13 protein-coding genes are annotated in these 20,351 nt (G+C 66.3%); 7 read left to right on the forward strand and 6 right to left on the reverse strand.

Annotated features, from left to right (window positions below):
- The 7 genes from ACWEVR_RS32230 to mobF all read left to right on the forward strand — a co-directional run.
- Nucleotides 1-407, forward strand: a 407-nt coding sequence (locus ACWEVR_RS32230) for a single-stranded DNA-binding protein (protein ID WP_452469990.1), incomplete at its 5' end; no start/stop codon positions are given.
- 516 nt (nucleotides 408-923) lie between these two features.
- Nucleotides 924-1,454: a hypothetical protein gene (locus ACWEVR_RS32235; RefSeq protein WP_452469991.1), complete on the forward strand. Its 531-nt coding sequence runs from the start codon at nucleotides 924-926 to the stop codon at nucleotides 1,452-1,454.
- 241 nt (nucleotides 1,455-1,695) lie between these two features.
- Nucleotides 1,696-1,899 (forward strand): hypothetical protein, encoded by a 204-nt coding sequence (locus ACWEVR_RS32240; RefSeq protein ID WP_452469992.1) that lies wholly within the window; start codon nucleotides 1,696-1,698, stop codon nucleotides 1,897-1,899.
- Between the two features lie 204 nt (nucleotides 1,900-2,103).
- Complete coding sequence (locus ACWEVR_RS32245) at nucleotides 2,104-3,210, forward strand: DUF4192 domain-containing protein (protein WP_452469993.1); 1,107 nt, start codon at nucleotides 2,104-2,106, stop codon at nucleotides 3,208-3,210.
- Between the two features lie 533 nt (nucleotides 3,211-3,743).
- Nucleotides 3,744-5,324 carry a hypothetical protein gene (locus ACWEVR_RS32250; RefSeq protein ID WP_452469994.1) on the forward strand — a complete coding sequence of 527 codons (1,581 nt, stop codon included), beginning with the start codon at nucleotides 3,744-3,746 and terminating at the stop codon, nucleotides 5,322-5,324.
- 99 nt (nucleotides 5,325-5,423) lie between these two features.
- Nucleotides 5,424-5,813, forward strand: a complete 390-nt coding sequence (locus ACWEVR_RS32255) for a hypothetical protein (protein WP_452469995.1) — start codon at nucleotides 5,424-5,426, stop codon at nucleotides 5,811-5,813.
- 388 nt (nucleotides 5,814-6,201) lie between these two features.
- Nucleotides 6,202-12,264 carry a MobF family relaxase gene (mobF, locus tag ACWEVR_RS32260; RefSeq protein ID WP_452469996.1) on the forward strand — a complete coding sequence of 2,021 codons (6,063 nt, stop codon included), beginning with the start codon at nucleotides 6,202-6,204 and terminating at the stop codon, nucleotides 12,262-12,264.
- A 192-nt stretch (nucleotides 12,265-12,456) separates the two neighbouring features.
- Here mobF and ACWEVR_RS32265 read toward each other — a convergent pair whose 3' ends face one another.
- From ACWEVR_RS32265 to ACWEVR_RS32290, 6 genes are all read right to left on the reverse strand, one after another.
- Entirely contained in the window at nucleotides 12,457-14,004 is a 1,548-nt protein-coding gene (locus ACWEVR_RS32265) for an MBL fold metallo-hydrolase (RefSeq protein ID WP_452469997.1), read from the reverse strand.
- A 127-nt stretch (nucleotides 14,005-14,131) separates the two neighbouring features.
- Nucleotides 14,132-15,640 (reverse strand): AMP-binding protein, encoded by a 1,509-nt coding sequence (locus ACWEVR_RS32270; protein ID WP_452469998.1) that lies wholly within the window; start codon nucleotides 15,638-15,640, stop codon nucleotides 14,132-14,134.
- 19 nt (nucleotides 15,641-15,659) lie between these two features.
- Nucleotides 15,660-16,130, reverse strand: a complete 471-nt coding sequence (locus ACWEVR_RS32275; protein ID WP_452469999.1) for a chorismate--pyruvate lyase family protein — start codon at nucleotides 16,128-16,130, stop codon at nucleotides 15,660-15,662.
- A 148-nt stretch (nucleotides 16,131-16,278) separates the two neighbouring features.
- Nucleotides 16,279-17,859, reverse strand: a complete 1,581-nt coding sequence (locus ACWEVR_RS32280) for a glycine hydroxymethyltransferase (RefSeq protein WP_452470000.1) — start codon at nucleotides 17,857-17,859, stop codon at nucleotides 16,279-16,281.
- Nucleotides 17,860-17,883: 24 nt separating this feature from the next.
- A complete protein-coding gene (locus tag ACWEVR_RS32285) occupies nucleotides 17,884-19,110 on the reverse strand; it encodes a DegT/DnrJ/EryC1/StrS family aminotransferase (RefSeq protein WP_452470001.1) in 1,227 nt (408 codons plus the stop codon).
- A complete protein-coding gene (locus ACWEVR_RS32290; protein WP_452470002.1) occupies nucleotides 19,107-20,342 on the reverse strand; it encodes an ATP-grasp domain-containing protein in 1,236 nt (411 codons plus the stop codon). Before ACWEVR_RS32290 ends, ACWEVR_RS32285 begins: the two co-directional genes overlap by 4 nt.
- Between the last annotated feature and the right edge of the window lie 9 nt (nucleotides 20,343-20,351).

Consider the following 20,351-nt stretch of genomic DNA (forward strand, 5'->3'; position numbering starts at 1 on the left):
CAAGACGAGGTGTCTATGTAGCAGGAACTACCGACCAAATACAAACCGTACGGACGTTATGGACAGCGGCGAAAGAGGTCTACTTAACGCTGACCCGGGGAGCGCGTGTCATCGTCAGCGGCCGTCTCAAGCAACGGTCCTACCAGACCCGAGAAGGCGACAAGCGCACCGTCGTGGAACTCGAGGTCGACGAGGTCGGGCCCTCGCTGCGCTATGCGACTGCCAAGGTCAACAAGCGAAACGGCAAGCGTAACAGTGTAAACACTAGCCCCGATCGTTCCGGAGAACTTGTCGGGGCAGCTATTGGTGCCCCGACCGGCGGTGGCGACGATGTTTGGGCTACCGCACCCGGTAACGGATCCGGTGCAGGGTTCGGCGGCGGATTCAGCGACGAGCCCCCGTTCTAGAAACCGGTCCCGCGCTAGTGCCAAATCCGGGGTCCGCGTCAGTGACACTCACCGGTATCGGCGGGGGTGCACCCGATGTTCCGGTCGGGTGCACCCCCGAACGGTTTCACCGCCGCCCGGCCCCTGCGTCGACGACGTTCGCCCTCCGATGGTGCGCCTTCCCGAATACCGGCCAGACCAGTCGCGGTACGCCGAATCAACATGGCGAAAGGCCGATGACCGCGTGAACGAACCCGAGAACTCGACCTACGCCCGCGACCAGGGCGACTGGGAGCCGACCCGCTGGTACACCGTGCACCGTCCCAACGGGCAACTCTGGGCCGAGACCAGCGACCGCGCCGGGGCAGTCACGGCCCTGCGCCCCGGCGATCGGTCCCACGCACCTGGCAGCGGATCTGGCGCGAGTCGCAGATGCGTGAAGAACAGCACTGAACGAACCCATCATCTCGACAGCGGTGGATCCATCCCCTCGGGCGTGAACCCATCACTGCCTCAACCGAACCCAGGAGACCCCTGATGAGCGAGCCTGTCTCTACCGAACCACCCGCACTCACCGCGTCAGCTGCGGCGGCGTCCGCGCTGATCGCACTCGCCGAGCACGCACCCACGCGAGCACGCGCCGCGATGGCCGCAGCACTGGACGAGCTGGCACCCGCGGACTGGGCGTGGCTGGGGCTACTCCACAGCGGCCACGCCCACTCACCCAACGCTGCCCTGTCCAGAGTCCTCGCCCTCGCCGCAGCCCGCCTGTCCACCACCGACACCGATGCGCTCGAACATCAGGCCCGCCCGGCCATCGGCGTCGAGGTCGTCGAGGTCCCGATCGAGGTCGAGATCGGTGAATGGGCGCGTCACCCGGTCCGCGAGGACTGCTACGACCTGCGCCTGCACGCCGAACCGAGCCCGGCCACCGACGCGATGCGCACCACCAGCGCGGCGATCGCCGCCCGTGCCCGCCACCGCCCGGCCCGCCACCCCGGTTTCGCAAGCGTCACCACCGCAGCGACTGGAAACAGCACCGACGTGCACCGCCAGTTGGTGGCCTGACCCGGGCAAGGGTGTGCCATGAGCGCCAACGACCCCGCCAGAGACGGCCACGATCCAGATCCGGTTTCTGCACCACCTGCTCGACCGCCTCGAAACCCTGGCCGGTGAGACCAGCCCGTGGGAAGAGATTCGTCGCCTGCGCACAGTCATCGCCCAACGCCTCACTGTCATCACCGAGGCAGAACCGGGCGACCCGGCAGACGGCGTCACCGGCGGGCACGATCGGCAGGCGTTGATCGTCGTGGAGTTGCACCGGCTGCGCCGCGCCGCGATTTCGGCCGCGATCACAACCCGCGGCGGGCAGCGCCACCGTGTCCGCGTCCTGGCGGTCCGTCACCGCCACACTGTCGTCGACACCCACAGCGGCTTCGGGCTCGCCCCGGTGCTGGTACCGCTGCAATTCATCGAATCGGTGGATCCGCTGGAATCCGCCGCGCAGCCCTGACCTCGTATCAACGTCGGTTCCTGCACCGCATGTGCGACCGCCTCGACACCCTCGCCGACGAGACCACACCGTGGGAGGCAATCGCCGGTTCACGCACTGTGCGGCCCTCGCTCACCATGTGTCCGACCGCGAGGCCAGAACCTCGTCCTGGGCCCATCGTCGTACTCCCACATGCATTGCCTTCGAACCAGAAAGGAATCAGTGGTGGAACCCAACGACGAAGCCAGCTCACCCGCTTTCGATGCGTGCGCCCTCGACCCGACTGAGGACTCCACACGCCTGCGCGTCGACACTCCCGGCGAGTTGATCGCCGCGATACCCGCGATGCTCGGGTTCTTCCCGACCCGGTCGTTGGTGGTGGCCTTGTTCAGCACCGACTCCCTGCCCCCTGGCATGGAAACGTTCCAGGCGGTGATCCGATTCGACATCGACGACGCCACCACCCGCCACCTGGCCCGGCAGGTGGCCGACAGCGTCGACACGATATGCCTGCGCGAGAACCTTGCCTCGCCGATGCTGATCGCCGTCGACGACCGGGACGACGCGGCCACGACTGCCGTTGACGTTGTGTTTGCGCTCCTCGAGGCCGGGCTCGAGCCCAGGCACGCTTGGTGGGTCGAGAACATAGCGACCGATGAGGAGTACCACGATCTGCTCAGGTTCGGCCGGGTCGGCCGCGTGAGCGACCCTCGCGCGTCGACGGTGGCGCTCGACCACGTCCTCAAGGGCCGCCAGATCCATGGCTCCCGTGCCGAACTCGTCGACTTCCTCGCCCCGAACCCCGCACTGGCAACCCAGGTTCGCCCTCTCATCGACCCCGCCGCGACCAAGTACCGTGATCGCCTCGCCGCGACCAATACGACGGACTGCGCGATCCACCACCGACGCGAGGCCACCGGATGGGTTCTCGCCCAGATCGGCGTCGCCGACGAAACACTCCACACCGCACGGGATCTGGCAAGGATCGTCGTGCTGCTGCGTGACAGGACAATCCGCGACATCATGTACAGCCTCGCCGCGACCCGCTGGCACGGCGAAGCCGAGGCACTGTGGCGACAGATCGCGTCGGTGACCGACGGCTCCGATCACGCCCAGGCCGCCACGCTGTTCGGCTACAGCGCCTACTGCCGCGACAACACCGTTCTCGCCGCGATCGCCATCGACGCAGCGCTACAGGCCGACCCCGACCACACGATGGCGCAGCTGTTCGAAGTTTCGTTGTCTGGGGGTATTCGACCTGATCAGATCCGCAGGCTCGCCCAAGCCGGAGCCGAGATCGCCTCAGACCTAGGCATCGACACCACCGACTGAACTGCGACTCAGCAGTGCCCGCTCGGTCTCGGCGTCGGTCGAGAACCCCGCCCTGATTCACACAACGGCCGCGAAACCCTGTCGCCGGCCACGACCGGGCGTGGCCTCACCGGGTCGCCGGTGATCTGAAGTGGCAGCAACCGGACGCGCCGAGACCTTGCCCTGTCACCAGCGGGGTCGGGTTGGGCGGTGGGAAGGGCTGAGCGTCTGGCCGTCTGCCCCGCCTTCCCGAGTGCTACCAGGGCGTGAGCCCGCCACGGCTGCGAGCCCGCGCCCGGCCCTCACCGAATTCGACCAGCGCGCCGACCCGTTCGCATCCATCGGTCGTGTTGCTACAGCGCAGACGGCTGGCGCCGCGAATTCGGCGCTGGCCGCATCGGCGCGTTCTCTCCGCCGTGTCGGGCTCCCACCCTGGTCGGCCGCACTCAGGCGGGTCAGACGACCAGCCACCCAGCCCCGTGCCGGGGTGCGTGCTCGAGTTGGCGCGTCCGGTGCGGGGCTGTGCCGTTTCCACGACTGACAGGAACCTCGCGATGACCGCTACCTTGAACTCACCCGATACCACAACCGTCGCACCCGACGTCACCGATCCTGTGTCGCCTTTCGCCATTGCGCTCGGCGAGATCGAGTACTTGCTCGAGGTCGATCCCGACCGCGCCCGTGAGCGTTTCGCTGCTGTGCTGGCCCAGGCGTCGCCGACCGAGCGCATGGTGCTCGACCGTGCCGCTGACATCATGACCCGGTCTCCGTGGAAAGTCGCTGCCCGCCAACTGGGGTGGATGGCCAAGAGCCGCCCGGAGTTGCGGGCCATGATCATCGAGAACACCGCCGAAGGCGATCCCGGCCTGTGGCGCCCTGAGCTGCCTGCCCAGTCCGACACCTCGATCGAGGCCGCCGAATGGGTTCGCCGCTCGATCCGCGACCGCCGACACCGCGACCGGCTCACCGCCACCCCCAGTGCCGAGACCGACGCTGCCCGCTATTCCGCGACGGCGATCGCCGCGCGCCGTGCCCGCGTCCCCGCACCGGCTTCCAGTGGGGTGAGTCTGCGCCACCGTGCGCGTGACCTGCGGGTAGCCCAGCGACGGGAGCGCGAGTACGCCAGCTACGCCGCACAGCGGCTGTACGCGATCGACCCCGTCGGCGACGAGGACCGCACCCCGCCGGTGCCGGACCCGCGCAAGCGCCCCGATCTGCTCTGGGCGCATGTGCAGGCCGACTTGTGGGACCGCAGCTATTTCCTCCACGTGGCCGACTGCTACACCGAAGCCGACCGCCATCTGCTCGCGCCCACGATCCCCGAGCGCCACAGCGGTCACGCCGACCGCCACACCGCACTCGACGACGCGGCCCGGGAGTTGCTGGGTGAGCACGACACCGAATCCGAAGGGTCCTCTCGTGGTCGGCGCACGCGGGCCCGCCGGAGCCGCCCTCAGCTGCCGCCGCGGATCAGCGCCGCCGACCAGAGCCGGTTCGCGGCTCGACGCACCGGGATCCCGGTTCCCTCCGACTACGAAATCTTGGTGCCCTACAGCGAACTCGACATTCGTGAGTCCACTTGGCAGGGCTCGGGATTGGACTACGACCTCGTCGCGATGACGCCGTATCTGGGGTGGCCGTGTGTGGTGTGCTGGATCGACCGCACCGCGCTCGACCACCGTCCACTTCACGTCCGCGACGGGCGACTGGTCAGCGACGACGGACTCTGCGATGTCTGCCGCGCTGACGGCCACACCGGTATCCCCGCGTTGCCTTCTGATTTCCGGTTGGGCGATTTCGTCGAGTCCCGGTGCGACCATATCGCCGCCGTCTATCCCGCGCAGGCGCGCGGGCTGCTGGATCGTATCCGGGCGGCTGCTGCGAACACCGGTCTCACGTGGCGGTTGATCACCCGCTGGATGGCTCTCAATCTCGACCAGCCCGACCGCCCTGTCCGATCTGCGCCCACGGTTCGACGCCCCCGCCGTACGTCGGCGCTGGGGGCCGGGCAGCGGATCGGCCGTTGCGACGCCTGCGCCCGCAACGGCGTCGTGCACGCCGACAACTACTGCACCAGCTGCCGCGTCGATCTCGGACTCGTCCCCGCTACCCGCCGTAAGAAGTCGGTGGCCTGACCCTTCCTCGCTTGCATCCCTGTTCGCCGGTCCGCCGCGGTGTCGACTTGCCCGCGGCGGGCCGGTCCACCACCGCACCCACCGAGTAGGAGCTCTGCTGTGCACCGACTACCCACCCGAGCGCGCCGCGCCTTTCGCCTGCTGCGCGAGGCGCTGTTCGCGTCCGGACCGAACCAGGTCCAGGTGCGGGTCTACCTCAACACCGACCTGACCGCGATGCTGACCGGGCACCAGCCCGGCGCACCGATGACACTGGCCTACACCTACCGAGTGCGCGCCGACCGCGCCGATACCGACGAGATTCTGCTCGAGCGCGTGTTCGCCGCGTTCAACGACCACCCCGAGCACGACGACGACCATCCTCACACCCGTGCCTGGTACACCAACGGGTTCCGGTCGCTCTCGGTCGGCGACGTCGTCGGACTCGATGACCGCCACTACGCGTGCCGCAGTTCCGGATGGACCGCCGCCCCCGCCCCACCGACCTGACTTCCGCGCCCGACACCCCGAGCCGGCGCTCACGACCGTCGCAGGGACCGGATCATCTTCTCCGGTCCCTGCACGCCCTCCTACCGGCCTCTTCTACCGGTCCAATTCTCCCCGGCCCTCACTACCTGATCTGTCCCCACCCATCCACACCCCCCAAATCTCACCTCACACACCCCCTGTGCTCACTCCTCCTCTCACTCCGCCCACACCCACTCACCTCTACCCCTGTTCTCTCCTCACTTTCTTAAGCACACCTCTTGCATTCAGGTTTGAACATCTTGAATTTCAGATTCCGATCGGGTAACGACCAGGAACTTCGCGTCAAGTGCCGACAACTGCATAACTCGAATCCATCGACTTTTCACGCCACGGAGCGCTCGATGGAATTATGACCGCGACGATCCACAAAGTGGTCGCAGGCAATGGCTACCAGTACTACCTGCGAAATATAGCCGCGCACGATGCAGACTCCCGCGGCCGATCGTCGCTGTCTGACTACTACTCCGCCCACGGCGAAGCACCCGGTACCTGGTCCGGTACCGGGTTGGCATCCCTCGGCATCGACGCAGGCGCCGAAGTGACCGAGTCGCAGATGAAGTCACTGTTCGGGCTGGGACGCCATCCCAACGCCGAAGTGGTCGAAGACCAGGTCTACAACCACACGATCGCGGCAGGATCGACGCCGAAACAAGCCGACGACGCTGCCGACAAAGCGTCCAGGTTAGGCAATCCATTTCGGGTCTATGCGATCAGCTCCGATTTCCGAAAAAGGTGTCTGGAGGCGTTTACCCAGCACAATCTTGCGCACGGTAAGGCGGCGGATGAGGCTGTTTCCGATGGCGATCGCGCGCGTATCCGCACCCATATCGCGTTCGATATGTTCACCGATGAATACTTCCGGCCACCTCTAGATGAGCGTGAATTGTCGGGCTGGATCGCGAAGAACTCACGACCAGCCGCGACCGCGGTCGCGGGTTTCGACATCACCTTCAGCCCCGTGAAGTCGGTATCCGTGCTCTGGGCGCTCGCGCCGCTCTCGGTTGCGACGCAGATCGAGACCGCCCACCAAGCCGCAGCGGCTGACGCGTTGGGATGGTTGGAACGGCATGGGATCTTCACCCGGTTGGGGCGCAACGGCATTCGCCAGGTCGATGTCGAAGGCATCGTCGCGGCCGGTTTCACCCACCGCGACAGTCGCGCCGGCGACCCTGACCTGCACACTCATGTGCTGATCGCGAATCGATCGCGCACCCTGGACGGTCGCTGGCGGACCCTGGACGGGGCGTCGTTGTACCGGGTCGTGGTGACCGTGAGCGAGATCTATAACACCCGCCTCGAACACCACCTCGAGACCGCCATCGGTGTCGAGTTCACCGAACGTCCCGGCACCGACCCCACCAAACGCCCGATCCGCGAGATCGTCGGCATCCCTGTGCCCTTGATCGAGGCGTGGTCGCGGCGCGAAACCGCGATCCGCTCCCGCGTCGGTGAACTCGCCGCCGACTTTCAACACATCCACGGTCGCGAGCCCACCCCGACCGAACTACGCAGCCTCGCCCAACAAGCCACGCTGGAAACTCGCCCCGCCAAGCACAGTTTCCGCTCGCACGCTCAGCAACGACGCAGCTGGCTCGGTGAGGCCACCTCACTGCTCGGTTCCGCCCAGGCCGTCGCCGCCATGGTGTCCGCGGCGTTGAATCCGTTGCGCTCGGCGAGAGTCCAGGTCACCGGTGCGTGGGTCGCGCGCGCCGCCGACCACGTCCTACAGGTCGTAGCCGAGCACCGTTCGACCTGGCGGGCAGCGAACGTGCGCGCCGAGATCGAACGCCACATCCGCGGCAAGATCCACGCCCGAGACTGGGAAACAGCCGCCGAAGCCGTACTCACCGCCGCTCTCGACCCCACCCGGTCCATCGCCCTCGGTGACCCCGCTGTCACGGCGGAACCTGAACTCGCCACGGTCCCCGACACACTGCGCCGCCGCGACCACTCCAGCGCGTACACCCCGGCCGGTGCGCAGATCTACACCTCCACACGACTCCTCGATGCCGAGAATGCCCTGATCACGTTGTCGGTGCAGCCGGGCGCGCGTCGACTCCGCCCCGAGGTCGTGACTGCGGCGATCCGTGACCACGACATCGCTCACCCGGATAGACCATTGAATGCGGGGCAGCGCAACGTGATCGAGGGTTTCGCAAGCTCCGGTTTACGCGTACACACCGCCAACGCACCCGCCGGAACCGGGAAAACCACCGGAATGTCAGTGCTGACCGCAGCCTGGCACACCCAGGGCGGTACTGTGCTCGGTCTCGCGCCTACCGCCGCCGCCGCAGCGGTCTTGGGCGAATCGATCGGTGCGCGCTGCGAAACCGTCGACAAGCTTCTCACCGTCATCGACCTGCACGCCCCCGGCCCCGACAGCCCCACCCTGCAGCGAGATCAGCCACCACCGTTGCCGCAGTGGGTCCTCGACATCGACGCCGACACCCTCGCCATCGTCGACGAACACGTCAAGATCGGCACCTTCAAACGCTTGAAACTGCTTCGATTCCTGGCTGATCGCGGCGCGACGATCCGCTGCCTCGGCGACAACCACCAACTACCCGCCATCGACGCAGGCGGTGTCGATGACGACATGGCTGTAGCCGCACCCGAGCACCAGCTCACCCTCACCCACGTCGTGCGGTTCGCCTCCACCGCCGAAGCATCCGCGAGTTTGATGCTGCGCGAGGGCGATCCCGCCGCCTTGGGTTGGTACCTCGACAACGCCCGAATCCACGGCGGGCACACCGGCTCAACCCACGACGACGCCTACGCCGCCTGGGCCGCCGACCATGCCACGGGCCTCGAGGCGATCATGTTGGCCGCCAACCACGACACCGTCACCGCCCTCAACACCCGCGCGCGGGCCGACCGCCTCACCCGCGACAGCGGGTTCGACGGGGTGGCAGTGGGGCTCGTCGACCACACCGCAGCGTCGGTGGGCGACACGATCCGCACCCGCCAGAACAATCAGAAGTTGCGCTTGGGTGCCCGCGACTGGGTGCGCAACGGCTACACCTGGACTGTCACCGCCGTCCATCCCGATGGCAGCATCACCGCGCGACACCACGGAAGAACCGCGGCGAGTGTGCGCCTACCCGCGGACTACGTCGACCAGTTCGTGCGGCTGGGATACGCGGCGACGATCGATTCCGCGCAGGGAATCACCGCCGACACTTGCCACGTCGCGCTCACCGGCAACGAATCACGCCAGCAGTTCTACGTCGCGATGACCCGAGGGATCCACGCCAACCACACCTATATTCCGTCCGCCCTCAGCGGCGAGGAAGGCTCGTTCTGGACCGAAGCCGCAGCGTTTCCGCGCACCGCCGTTGAACATCTCGTGCAGATTCTGGCGCGCGACGGGGCCCAGAAATCTGCCCACACCCACCTGCGTGATGTCCTCGACCCGTACCGGCGGATCGGACGCGCACTCGATATCTACCTCGACAGCCTCGGTCTTGCCGCGGAGGCCGCACTCGGTGACAGCGGCCTGGCACGCCTGGACGCCGCCGCCGAGACCCTGCACCCGGGACTGACCGACAGCCCCGCCTACCCCGTACTTCGTCAGCATCTGGCCACCATCGCAGCCTCTGGCACCGATTCGGTCACCGCATTGCGCGCCGCCGCCGACGTGCGCGAACTCGATACCGCCGCCGATCCGGCCGCGGTCCTGGACTGGCGCCTGGACCCGACCGGTGCACATTCGGCCCCCGCCGGGCCGCTGGCCTGGGCACCCGGCATCCCGTCAGGGCTCGACACCACCTCCACCCACACCGATGCGCGCGCCCGCATCCTGACCGACATCGTCACCCAGATCCGACGCGACGCCGCCGACTGGACACCACTCGACGCACCCGTGTGGGCGCGACCTCTACTCGGCACCGACCCCGACCTGCTCGCCGATCTGGCCGTCTGGCGCGCGAGTGTGCATGTCGAGGACACCGACCTGCGCCTGACCGGGCCGCGCCGATACCCCGTCCTCGAACGCGACCACCAAAAGGTGCTCGACACTCGGATCGAATCCGCGTTGGGTGATCCCGCGCGCCCGGTTCACCAGTGGGCCGAGACCGTCCGTGCCATCGAACCCCGCATCGTCGACGACCCGTACTGGCCTGCCGTCGCCGACCGCGTCGACCTCGCCGCCCACGCCGGGATCGACATCACCACCCGTCTTCGTGCCGCTGCCGGTCTGCGGCCATTGCCCGGCGAAATGCCCGCCGCCGCACTCTGGTCGCGCCTGGCACTCGACCCCTCCGCACTGGACAGCCGCGACCACAACCTGCGCCCGGACTGGGTCACCGAACTCCCCGACATCCTCGGCATCGATACCGCCGAGCGCGTCATCGACGACCCCGCATGGCCGCGCGTCGTCGCTGCCGTCGACCGCGCCGCCGGCACCGGGTGGACGCCTCACCAACTCCTGGCCACCGCACACGAACTACTCACCGCCGCAACCCCAGACGACGGCACCGGACTACGCCCCGACCAGATCGCCGCCGCACTCGCCTGGCGCATCGACGCACTCGTGCACCACACACCCGACACCGAGCCCACCGGACACACGCCGATGACCGAACACGATCACACCAGCACTGCCCCGACACCCGAACCCGCCGAGTACGAACACCCGACCGACACCGACCGCGGACATCACAACCTCGACACAACCGGGCCGACACCACTGGGGCCACTGCCGAGCGCTCCACACGACGAACCTGCCCAAGGCACCGGTGCGGAGATCGCGATGGTCGCCGACCTGTTCGGACAAGGCCGCATCAGCGCCGCGGTGTCGCGGTTCCGCGAATTCGAGGACCGTCTCACCGCCGAGCAACGCTGGGTCGTGGGCGCGGTGACCGAGACCCTCTACCGCTACGCCTACCCCGTCGCCACCGCACGCCTCGCTAACGCCGCCCAACGCTTCCCCGAACATCGAGCGCTCATCGAAGCCTGCACCCCTGCTGCCGACCCCGGCGTCTACCAGCCACCGACCGACACAACAACATCGCCGGTCTATGACCGCGAACGCCGCGAACAGGTACCACGTGATCACACCACCCGACATAACCCGGACCTGATCAGCGACCCGTTACCTGACTCACAGGTTCGCGCGCGCCGCCAGGAACAGGACTATCACGACACCCGCGCCGGGATCGACGACCAACCCTGGGCACGCCCTGATGCCCACGAAGCGCGCCGATTGACCGATGATCCCGACTTGCCCGCCTCACATCTACCGCCGCTGCCCCGCCCGTCCACAGCGCCGCCGCGCGAATCCGACCCGCTCGCCGCCCGCGGATACCTCCGCGACGAAGCCAAAGACCCCACTCCCGCCGCCTACTCAGTCGATTACGACGAAGCTGCCATGCGGCGCCAACGCGGCCTGGAATGCGTCGTGTGCAGCATCGAACGCCGCCCGCTCGACGCCACGCCCATCCCACCTCGCCGCAGCGACGACGGGCTCTGCGAAGACTGCCGCGACACCAACCAGCCCGCCATTCCCGACCACGACCCCGTCCACCACATGACCGCCCGCGCAAACCATCTCGCCGCCACCAAACCCTTACCCACCGTCCATGCCATCCTTCGCCGCGACTGGAAGGCCACCCCCGACCCACACCTCCGCAGCCACATCGAAACCTGGGTCCGCGAACACCCTCTCCCTGACACCACCCAGCCCGTCGATGATCCTCTGTCCACGCTCACCGACACCGAACTCGCGCAGCAGATCACCGAACGCCAGCAACAAATCGCCCTCGCCGATACCTACGCCGCCGCCTTCGCTCCTGCCCCGCCTGACCCCGACGACCAACCCGACATCAACCAACTCACCGCCCGCCACCACGCAGCCCAAAACGCGATCCGCGCAGCACTGTCCGCCGACGAGCACTTTCAGCACGCCACTCGCGCGCTCCACGCGACCCGCACCGAACTGGCCACGCTCCGACAAACACTCGACCAATCCCCCACCCGGAAACGACACACCCGCCACATATTGCGCACCCGCATCGAGGAACTCGTCAAACAACAAGCCAGCCACGAAAGCGAACACACCCGCGCCCGCACCGACGTCCGGGAAGCCCGACGCAACGCCGTCAACCACGCGGGAACACCCAGGCACTGGAACGACATCCTTACCTCCAGCACCACCGACGTTCACATCCCCGGGGACCAAACCCGCCCCGACCGCGCCCCGACGCGCGCCCAAATCGACGATTTCACAGCCGAGCAACACCACAAGATCGGCCACCTTCGTGCGGAACAACAACGCCGACACAACCTCAAGCCCGCCCAGTACGAGCGCGAAAAGGCACTCCGTTACACCAACGATCTCGACACCGCCCCCGACCACACATCCCTGGATCAGTCGCAACGCACCCCGATCTCCGAGGCTGATGTCGAACCCTGAGCTCGACAGACGCCGACAACGCCGCTAGTGCGATTGGTGTCTGATTCCTGACCACGAGACTACTTCCGCTGGAGGCACCTTCGGCCACCACCGCCATGACGCCGAGGCCACCTAGTGGCGTCGGATCGGTGAGTAGGCGGCCGAGGTCACGGGGCATGCTCGGCTCGGAATGCGAATCATTCCTGCCTTGACTCATCGTTCACGGACGTCCAATATCTGGGGGCCGCGCAGTAATTCGGCTGGCACTCCGATGGCAGCACACTCGGCGATGAACACTTCGGTCTGGGCGAGGCTGTAACTGCGCGTCGGGTCGGGGACGCCGAACATGTACGACAGCCAGGGTTCCAGGCCCATGGCGTAGATGTAGACCTGTCGAGGCTGGAGTGCGTGGACGAGCGCCATGCCGCTGGCCGCGTCGGATGCTCTCGTGCGTCGATTTTGCGACATTTCCTCGGTGTACTGCCCTGCTGGCAGGTACGGGCCGACAGCCATGGCCATCGGTGAGCCTTCACACTCCATACCTATGAAGAGGGAGTCCACTGGGCCGAGTTGTTCGCGCGCCACCTCGTAGACCCGTTGTTCCAGGCACCGGGAGTCCGCGACTAGCACGCTGGTCGAATTGTCGAGCGTAACCGCATAGCCAGTCTTCCCGCGTACGGTGAGGTCCGAATGTTCCCCGAGGAATGGGAGCGCCGTAATCGAGCCGTTCGGCAGCGCAAGTGTGGCGTAGTCGTCCAGTTCCACGACATCGTCGAATCCGATGGCCGACAGGACGAGGGCGAGGTTCGGGTCCAGCAGATCACCAGCGTTTGTCCGGGGCACGACGACCCGGTCCACCATATGCCTGATTTGCAGCAAGGTTTCGATGTCGAGATGGTCCAGGTGGGCGTGTGTGATCGCGAGGCAGGTGATTCGGTCGGGCAGGTCGGCGACGGAAATGCGATCTGTCGCGAAATGACGCCGGTAGGCGACGAGTGGATCGACCAAAACGCAGCTACGTGGCGATTCGAACAGCACACAGGCGTGATTCAGAAACAGCGCCCCGCCGTGTGGCCGTGTGGTGAGCGCATGACAGCTGGGTGGCTCGGTGGTCAGGAAGGGCCGCAGTTCCTCGACATCGACCCCGAGGCCGTGGGCGAGATCGTGGGCCCGCACCGGCGTGTGGCGGGCGCGTCCGATCAGATCCCAGATCTCGGAGCCGAATGGAGCGGACCGAATCATTCGCCCAGGCTTCGGCAATCGAGGTACCGCGAGCCCTTCGCCGGGTTCGTCGGGGTCGACCCGTTCCAGGCGCACCGCCTGCAACCCTGGATCGTAGTAGGGACCGCGGTAGAGGATGCCCTCGAGGAAGCGCACGCCAGCCTGGTTGTAGCGGTTGTAAACCAGCTCCACCTGCCCTCTCAACGGCTCGGGCACCTTCGCATACAGCGGTTCCAGATCCTGGCCATCGACCTCCCCGAGCATCAGTTGGTCCAGCTGCGTGATGGCTTCGCCGAGGGCGATCAGATGCGGGCGCTGGCCGGTGACTGCGTCGAGCCACTCACGGGCGCCGACGACACCGGAAGCATCGCCACGTCCAAGTGCGTCGCGGAGGGCTTCGCGCAGCCGCGGCACGTGCCGGGCAACCAGGTTGCGCGCATAGGTGTGCGGCGCGAGCAGATGTGCCCAGGCCCGAAAACCGTTGACGAGAGGTTCTGCGCGCACATCCGGACGGAGAAACACCATCGCGTCATGAGTCATCATCTGTCCTTGCCGAGGCCAGAGGGCCACTGTTTCTGGGGACGTTGCAACAAAGGCGGTGTTCGACTCGATACCGGCAGTCTGCAGAACCTTTTTCTGCCGCAGATCAATTCCCGTGCTGCACCCTTTACTGATTCAGCTGCCACGAACCGGTGCTCTGAAATTCGCGTGCCGCAGCCCGCAAGACGTTGCGCCGCAGCTTTCCGGTGTCGGTGCGTGGCACCTCGGCCACGACAACCACGGTGTGCGGGACCTTGAATCCGGCGATTCGATGTCGCAGATCGTTCTGGATGCGCGTCGTGAGCTCGGCCAGCTCACCGGGTGGTGTCGCCGAAACGACGTAGGCGACCAGCCGCGAGATGCCGGACTCGTCTGTAACGGCGCAGACAGCCACGTCGGAGATTGTCGGAAAATCTAGGAGCGCTTGCTCGATTTCGGTGGGGTGCACATTGATTCCGCCGACTATCTCCACGTCGTCGACTCGACCCATCACAGTCAGATAGCCGTCCGCGTCCACGATCGCCACGTCGCCGGTCGGATGCCACAGGCTCGGTGGTCCCGGAACGCCGATCGACCTGAGTCCTTGTGCCATCGTCGGTCCCGCTACCTCCAGCGATCCCTCGACCTCTGCCGGGACCTGCTCCCGAGCGCGGTCCACGACCCGGACCTGGTAGGGCGGAAGGGCTCGACCGACGCTGCCGAATTTGTGTGCACGCGGGGAATTGGATGCGAATGCTTGCCCGACCTCGGTGGAGCCGATGCTGTTGAGCAGCACCGGGCCGTTCAGCGCCATGATTCGCCGTTCGATGGCCGGTGGTAGTACTTCACCGGCGCTGACAGCGATCCGCAGCTGGGCCAGCGCGGCGCTGTCGGGGTGCGCGAGCAGTTTGGCGTAGAAGCTGGGCACCGCGAATAGAATGTCCACCTGGTGCGCGGATATGATGTCGAGCACGCGCTCCGCAGTAGGATGGGTCGCTTCCAGGATTGCGGTGGCCCCGTTGAGCAGCGGAAACCAGACGGAATTGCCCAAGCCGTACGCGAAGTTCAATTTGGACACCGAATGGACCGTATCGCCGGGACTCAAGCCGAGCACGGGTTTGCCGTATGCGCGGTTGTGGACCAGCGGATCTGCGTGGGAGTGCAAACACAGCTTCGGATCACCTGTAGTTCCCGAGGTGAACAGGCCATATCCGGGTTGGCCGTCGACAATCGTCTCGGGCGGGGGTGTTGTTTGGCTGCTTGCGGACAGATGCTCGGGCAGCAGTTGTCTCACCCCGGGCAACACCTGAGCTGTTTCGTCGGCGCACACCGCAACGGTGGGCTCCGCGCGGTGAACCAACCTGGAAAGTTCCTGTCGGGGAAGGCGCGGGTTGCCCAGCACCGGGACTGCTCCGATCCACATCGCGCCCAGTAACGTTGTGACACAGTCGAATCCGTCGGGCATGAGAATCAGGATGCGGTCGCCGGATCGTACTCCGGCCGCGTTGAGCCCGGCAGCGTATGTCTGAGTCATGGCGAACACTTCGGCGTAGCTTCGTGTGTGCCCGGAAGCGATGATCGCGGGGCGGTCCAGCCAGCCATGTTGAGCGGCGAGTGTAGCCAGGGCAACGGCAAGGTTCGTGTGGTGTCGCAGCATCAGTTCCTCTGAAAGCGTTTCAGCACAACGGGAACCGCTCTTCCACCATGGCGATCGGACGGCCGCCCGAGATCAGTCGGTAGCAACGCGCTATCGCTTCGAGGGCGTGGGGTTGGGTGTCGGTGGCTGGCACCGGGTCGAACGCTCCTTGTCCGTACCACAGCAATTCACGTCGATACTCGAGCGCGAGTCGCGATAGGGCCGCACCCAAACCTTTGTCGGCCAAGGCTATTGCCGCGCCGAACGTGGCGGGTAGCCGCTCCGGCAGCAGGATCGTTTGCGCTTGGACCAGTAGGTGGTCGGTATGGCGCTCGCGGATGATCGCTCGTCGCCGAATGGCGCTGTGGCCAGGTAACGCGGTCATCAGGTGTGCTTGTGACCGATCGAGCCTGACCGGCTCTTCCGACTGTACGTCGACAACCACAGGTGTGAGCGAGCGCGCTTCGAGTGCGCTGGTCAGCGTGCCGTCGTGGCAGATCAGCATTCGCATTTCGGGTGACAGCGATGCCAGATCGATGTCGGCGAATCGTGCTGGCCGTTCAGCTAGTGCGATGAACTCATTCGGCGCTACCTGAACGGCCTGGCCACGACCGTCGTCCCTAATCCCCGTCAGGAGAATCCCCCCTAGCTCTCATGGCTTATCCGATATGTCCGTTACCAGCGGGCAGGACGACATCCAGGTCGATCTGCGGGTACAGCGGGTACCGGTCCAGGAGATCGGCGATCCGCTTGTTGGCTGCGTCGCGCACATGCGCGGGCAAGTTGAATTTGGCCTTGCTGGGCACCGAGGCGCCGTCCGCTCGGACGCTGGACACGACGGTCACCGAACTGAGCACCGACACGATGACGTCCGCGATCTCGGCCATCTCATCCACGCCCATACCCAGGGTGGTCACCGCAGGGGTTCCCAGTCGCAGACCGCTGGTGTACCAGGGCCCATTGGCGTCGAAGGGCAGGCTGTTGCGGTTGAGCGTCAGGCCGCACTCACGCAGAGCCGACTCGGCCTGGCGGCCGGTGAGGCCGTAGGAGGCCGTGACGTCGACCAACACGATGTGGTTGTCGGTGCCGCCGGTCACCACGACACTCCCGCGCCGTTGCAGTTCTTCGGCCAGCGCGCGGGAATTATCGACGATCGCGGCTGCGTAGTCGCGGAAGTTCGGGCTCAACGCTTCTCGCAGTGCGACGGCCTTGGCAGCCATCACGTGTGGCAGCGGTCCGCCGAGCACCATGGGACAACCCTTGTCGACAGCGTCGGCGAATTCACTGGTAGCCAGCACCATGCCGCCGCGGGGGCCGCGCAGGGTTTTGTGGGTGGTACTGGTCACGATGTGGGCATGCGCCACCGGATCGAAGTCACCGGTGAACACCTTGCCCGCGACCAAGCCCGCGAAGTGGGCCATGTCCACCATGAATGTGGCACCGATCTCGTCAGCAAGTTCGCGGAACTGCGCGAAATTGATCTTGCGGGTGTAGGCGCTGTAGCCCGCGAGCAGGATCCGCGGTCGCAACTCGTGCGCCTGCCGGCGGATGGCGTCGAAGTCCAGCAAGTTGGTTTCGCGGTCGACCGTGTAGTTGTGGGCGTCGAAGAGGCGGCTCGAGACGTTATGCCGGTAGCCGTGGGTCAGGTGCCCACCGGAGTAGTAGTCCATCCCGAGCAGACGCTGACCGACGAACGCTTGGCGCAGCTGCTCCCAGTCGGCGTCGCCGAGCTTGGCGGGGTTGGTCTCGCCCAGCCGCTCCAGGTGGGGGATCTCCACGGTTTGAGCCAAGACGGCCAGGAAGGCGACCAGGTTGGCGTCCGCCCCCGAGTGCGGCTGCACGTATACGTGGTCCGCACCGAACAGTTGCCGTCCGAGATCGGCGGCTTCCTTTTCGATATTGTCGACGTTGTCGCAGCCGGAGTAAAAGCGGTGTGCGGCGATACCTTCGGCGTATTTATCGGTAAGAAGGTTGCCCATTGCCTGCTGCACTGCGAGGCTACTGAAATTCTCGCTGGCGATAAGTTTGACGTTCGATCGCTGGTCGAGCAATTCCTGCACGATGGATGCCGCCACGGTGGGGGAAACCGAGCTGACGGTCTCGAGCCCCGCGATGAAGGACACCGCGCTGGGATCGATACGATCGGCGGGCACGGTCGCGAGGTATCGCTCGAGCGCGCCAGCAAACGCGGGCGGGTTCGTGGTGGTGTGCGTTGCGGGACCGGGATCGATAGTTGGCATTGGCATAGTTTATCTGCTGATTTCTCACGTCGAACCGACGGGCAGCACCCGCTCGAATGCGGTGAGCGTCTCACTGATGTCTTGGTCGTCCCAGCGCAGATCCAGCGCGATCACCACGGTGGAGCTGAGCTGCTCGCGCGTATCGGCGACCAGGTCCTCGGGTGCGGGCGGGAGCCCGCATTGTGTGAGCAACGGCCCCCAGTCGCCGGCGAAGTGCCTATTCATACCGACCGGTCCGAGTAGATTGCCCGCATTCACTCCCTCGGTCCGTAGCCCGTTGACGATCTGCGCGGCAGAGCCCGGATCCGGGGCCTGGAATATCAACGTGGTCCCGATGTCACCGGACGGGTCCGGAATTGGCCTGAGCGTTAGTCCGGTAACGCGGGCGACGTGTTCGACAAGGGACCTCTTCATCGTCCCGAGTCGGTCGATCCACCCCGGTAGTTGCGCCAACTGGGCGCGCCCGAGCGCTCCCTCCAGCTCCGACATGCGCAGGTTGGACGGCGCCATCCGCAAGCGCGGAACCCGGGCGAACACGTCTGGGGTGACCCATCGCGATGCCGCGTCGTGCAGGCATTGGGCCCGGTCCATCACAGCGTCGTTCGGACTGCTCACCAAGCCGCCCTCGCCGGTGCTGAGAAGTTTGAAGTGCTGAAAGCTGAACGCGGCGACGGTGCCGTACGTTCCCAGCGGGCGACCGGCGAATGTGCCGCCGCACGCTTGGGCCACGTCCTCCACAACATGGATGGCTGCCGTTAATGCCAACTCCCCGACTGCGGCAAGGTCGCACGCGGCACCCATCATGTGCACGGCCAACACCGCTCGGGTGCGATCGGTGATCGCTGCTCGTGCCGCGGCGACGTCGATACCCAACGAGGCATCGACAGCGACGAATCGCGGTACTCCTCCCGCCGCCGCGACTGCGGTCGCGGCGGAAGCGAAACCCAGAACGGGCACCAAAACCTCGAAGCCGGGTTCCTCGTCCAACGCCGCGAAGGCGACCTGGAGCGCGGAACTGCCCGAGTTCACCGCCAGCGCCCGCTGTCCCGCCAGGACATCGACGGCGAAGGCGTCCTCGAACTCGGTCACCGTGGATCCGTGGTAACGGTAGAACACCTGTCGGCTCAAGACGTCCTCGACCGCGGTGCGTTCGCGTGCGCCGGTCTGAGCGGAACCGAGGCGCATCACCCGGTCGGTATCGGGACGGGTACGGGCCGGGCCGAGACCGGTGGCCGACGGTGGAATTATCAACGGTCGCTTCCTTCGATACGGATGAAACGGTCCAGCGCGTCGAGCCAGTTCACGGCTTCAGTCGTCAATTCACCGGTCGGGTCTGCCACCGGAGCCGGGGACTGCACGATGTAGAGGGGATCCGTACCTTTAACGTCTGCCCCCACCGTCGCCATCGGCCACACCAGCGCCTGGTGCCCAGGGAGTGAGCCGAGCGGCGCTGCCTGACCGATACGGCGGCACTGCTGGTTCAGCACGTAGGTCCCAGCCTTCGGTAGCGCTGCCACCCGTCCATCGGTGTGGGCATACATCACGAGCTGGCCGTATGCGGGTGTCGGCACGTCGAACGGCGCCAAGTCGAACGGCTGGCGGGTGGTGAACGCCAGAGCCTGCAGCGCGGGCGCGGGCAGCATCCCCGCAGCCAGGTCGGCGGCGTTGCGCAGCGACGTCACGCTCTGCACCCGGGGATTGAGTTCCAACACAACCACGCCGCTGGCGGTGGCCAGCACGTCCAGACCGAACATGCCTCGAAACCCGCTCTCTCGCAGTACCTCTCCGATGCGCTGGCTCGCATCGTAGGACGCGGCGGCGATGCCGGGGGCAAGCGCCGAGTCGGCCACCAACTGGTTGCCGCAGTGCGCACCCCACAAGGGAGTCAGGCGAGAGTGACCGACGAGTTGGTAGGAGATTCCCGAGACCGCCACCGTGTGCGGCAGAACCACTCCGCTGACGGTGAGTGGTGTCCCGGCAACGTACTCGGCCAGTTTCACATCTCGGCCGGTCCACTCGACCAGGCACGCAACGAGTTCGGCGACGCTGTTGATCAGGCGGGTGCCCATGCCGGTCAGGTCGTTCTCGGCAAGCTGCGCCACCGCCCGAGTCGCGCGCAGTTCGCGCCACAGCGCTTCTGCGGCACGCTCGTCTGCCCGCCGCGCGACCACCGCCCGGGGCACCGTGACACCGGCGCGGTCGGCCAAACCCGGCAGCAGTGTCTTGTCTCCAGCGCGGTCGGTGAGCTCGATCGGCGGCATCGCGATGGTGGCGCCATTGCGCTGAGCCCACTCGTGCATAGCGGTGTCGGCCCGGAACCCCAGCACGACCTTGGGTGTGGGGGTGGCAGGCAGATCGTCAGTATCTACCGCTTGGAACCGCAGTCCAGGCAGGACATCGCAGCCCGCGCACAAGAACATCGAGCGGGCGAACCACCAGATCTCAGAGGCGTGTTCATGCAGCAGGCCGATGCCGCTGTTCAACGGCAGTCC

The organism is Nocardia sp. NPDC003979 (assembly GCF_053605015.1).

What these genes read in the sequence shown, in the direction of transcription:
- ACWEVR_RS32280 (WP_452470000.1), bottom strand. Translation starts at nt 17,859, where the DNA reads ATGCCAACTATCGATCCCGGTCCCGCAACGCACACCACCACGAACCCG.
- mobF (WP_452469996.1), top strand. Translation starts at nt 6,202, where the DNA reads ATGACCGCGACGATCCACAAAGTGGTCGCAGGCAATGGCTACCAGTAC.
- ACWEVR_RS32235 (WP_452469991.1), top strand. Translation starts at nt 924, where the DNA reads ATGAGCGAGCCTGTCTCTACCGAACCACCCGCACTCACCGCGTCAGCT.
- ACWEVR_RS32250 (WP_452469994.1), top strand. Translation starts at nt 3,744, where the DNA reads ATGACCGCTACCTTGAACTCACCCGATACCACAACCGTCGCACCCGAC.
- ACWEVR_RS32275 (WP_452469999.1), bottom strand. Translation starts at nt 16,130, where the DNA reads ATGCGAATGCTGATCTGCCACGACGGCACGCTGACCAGCGCACTCGAA.
- ACWEVR_RS32270 (WP_452469998.1), bottom strand. Translation starts at nt 15,640, where the DNA reads ATGCTGCGACACCACACGAACCTTGCCGTTGCCCTGGCTACACTCGCC.
- ACWEVR_RS32265 (WP_452469997.1), bottom strand. Translation starts at nt 14,004, where the DNA reads ATGACTCATGACGCGATGGTGTTTCTCCGTCCGGATGTGCGCGCAGAA.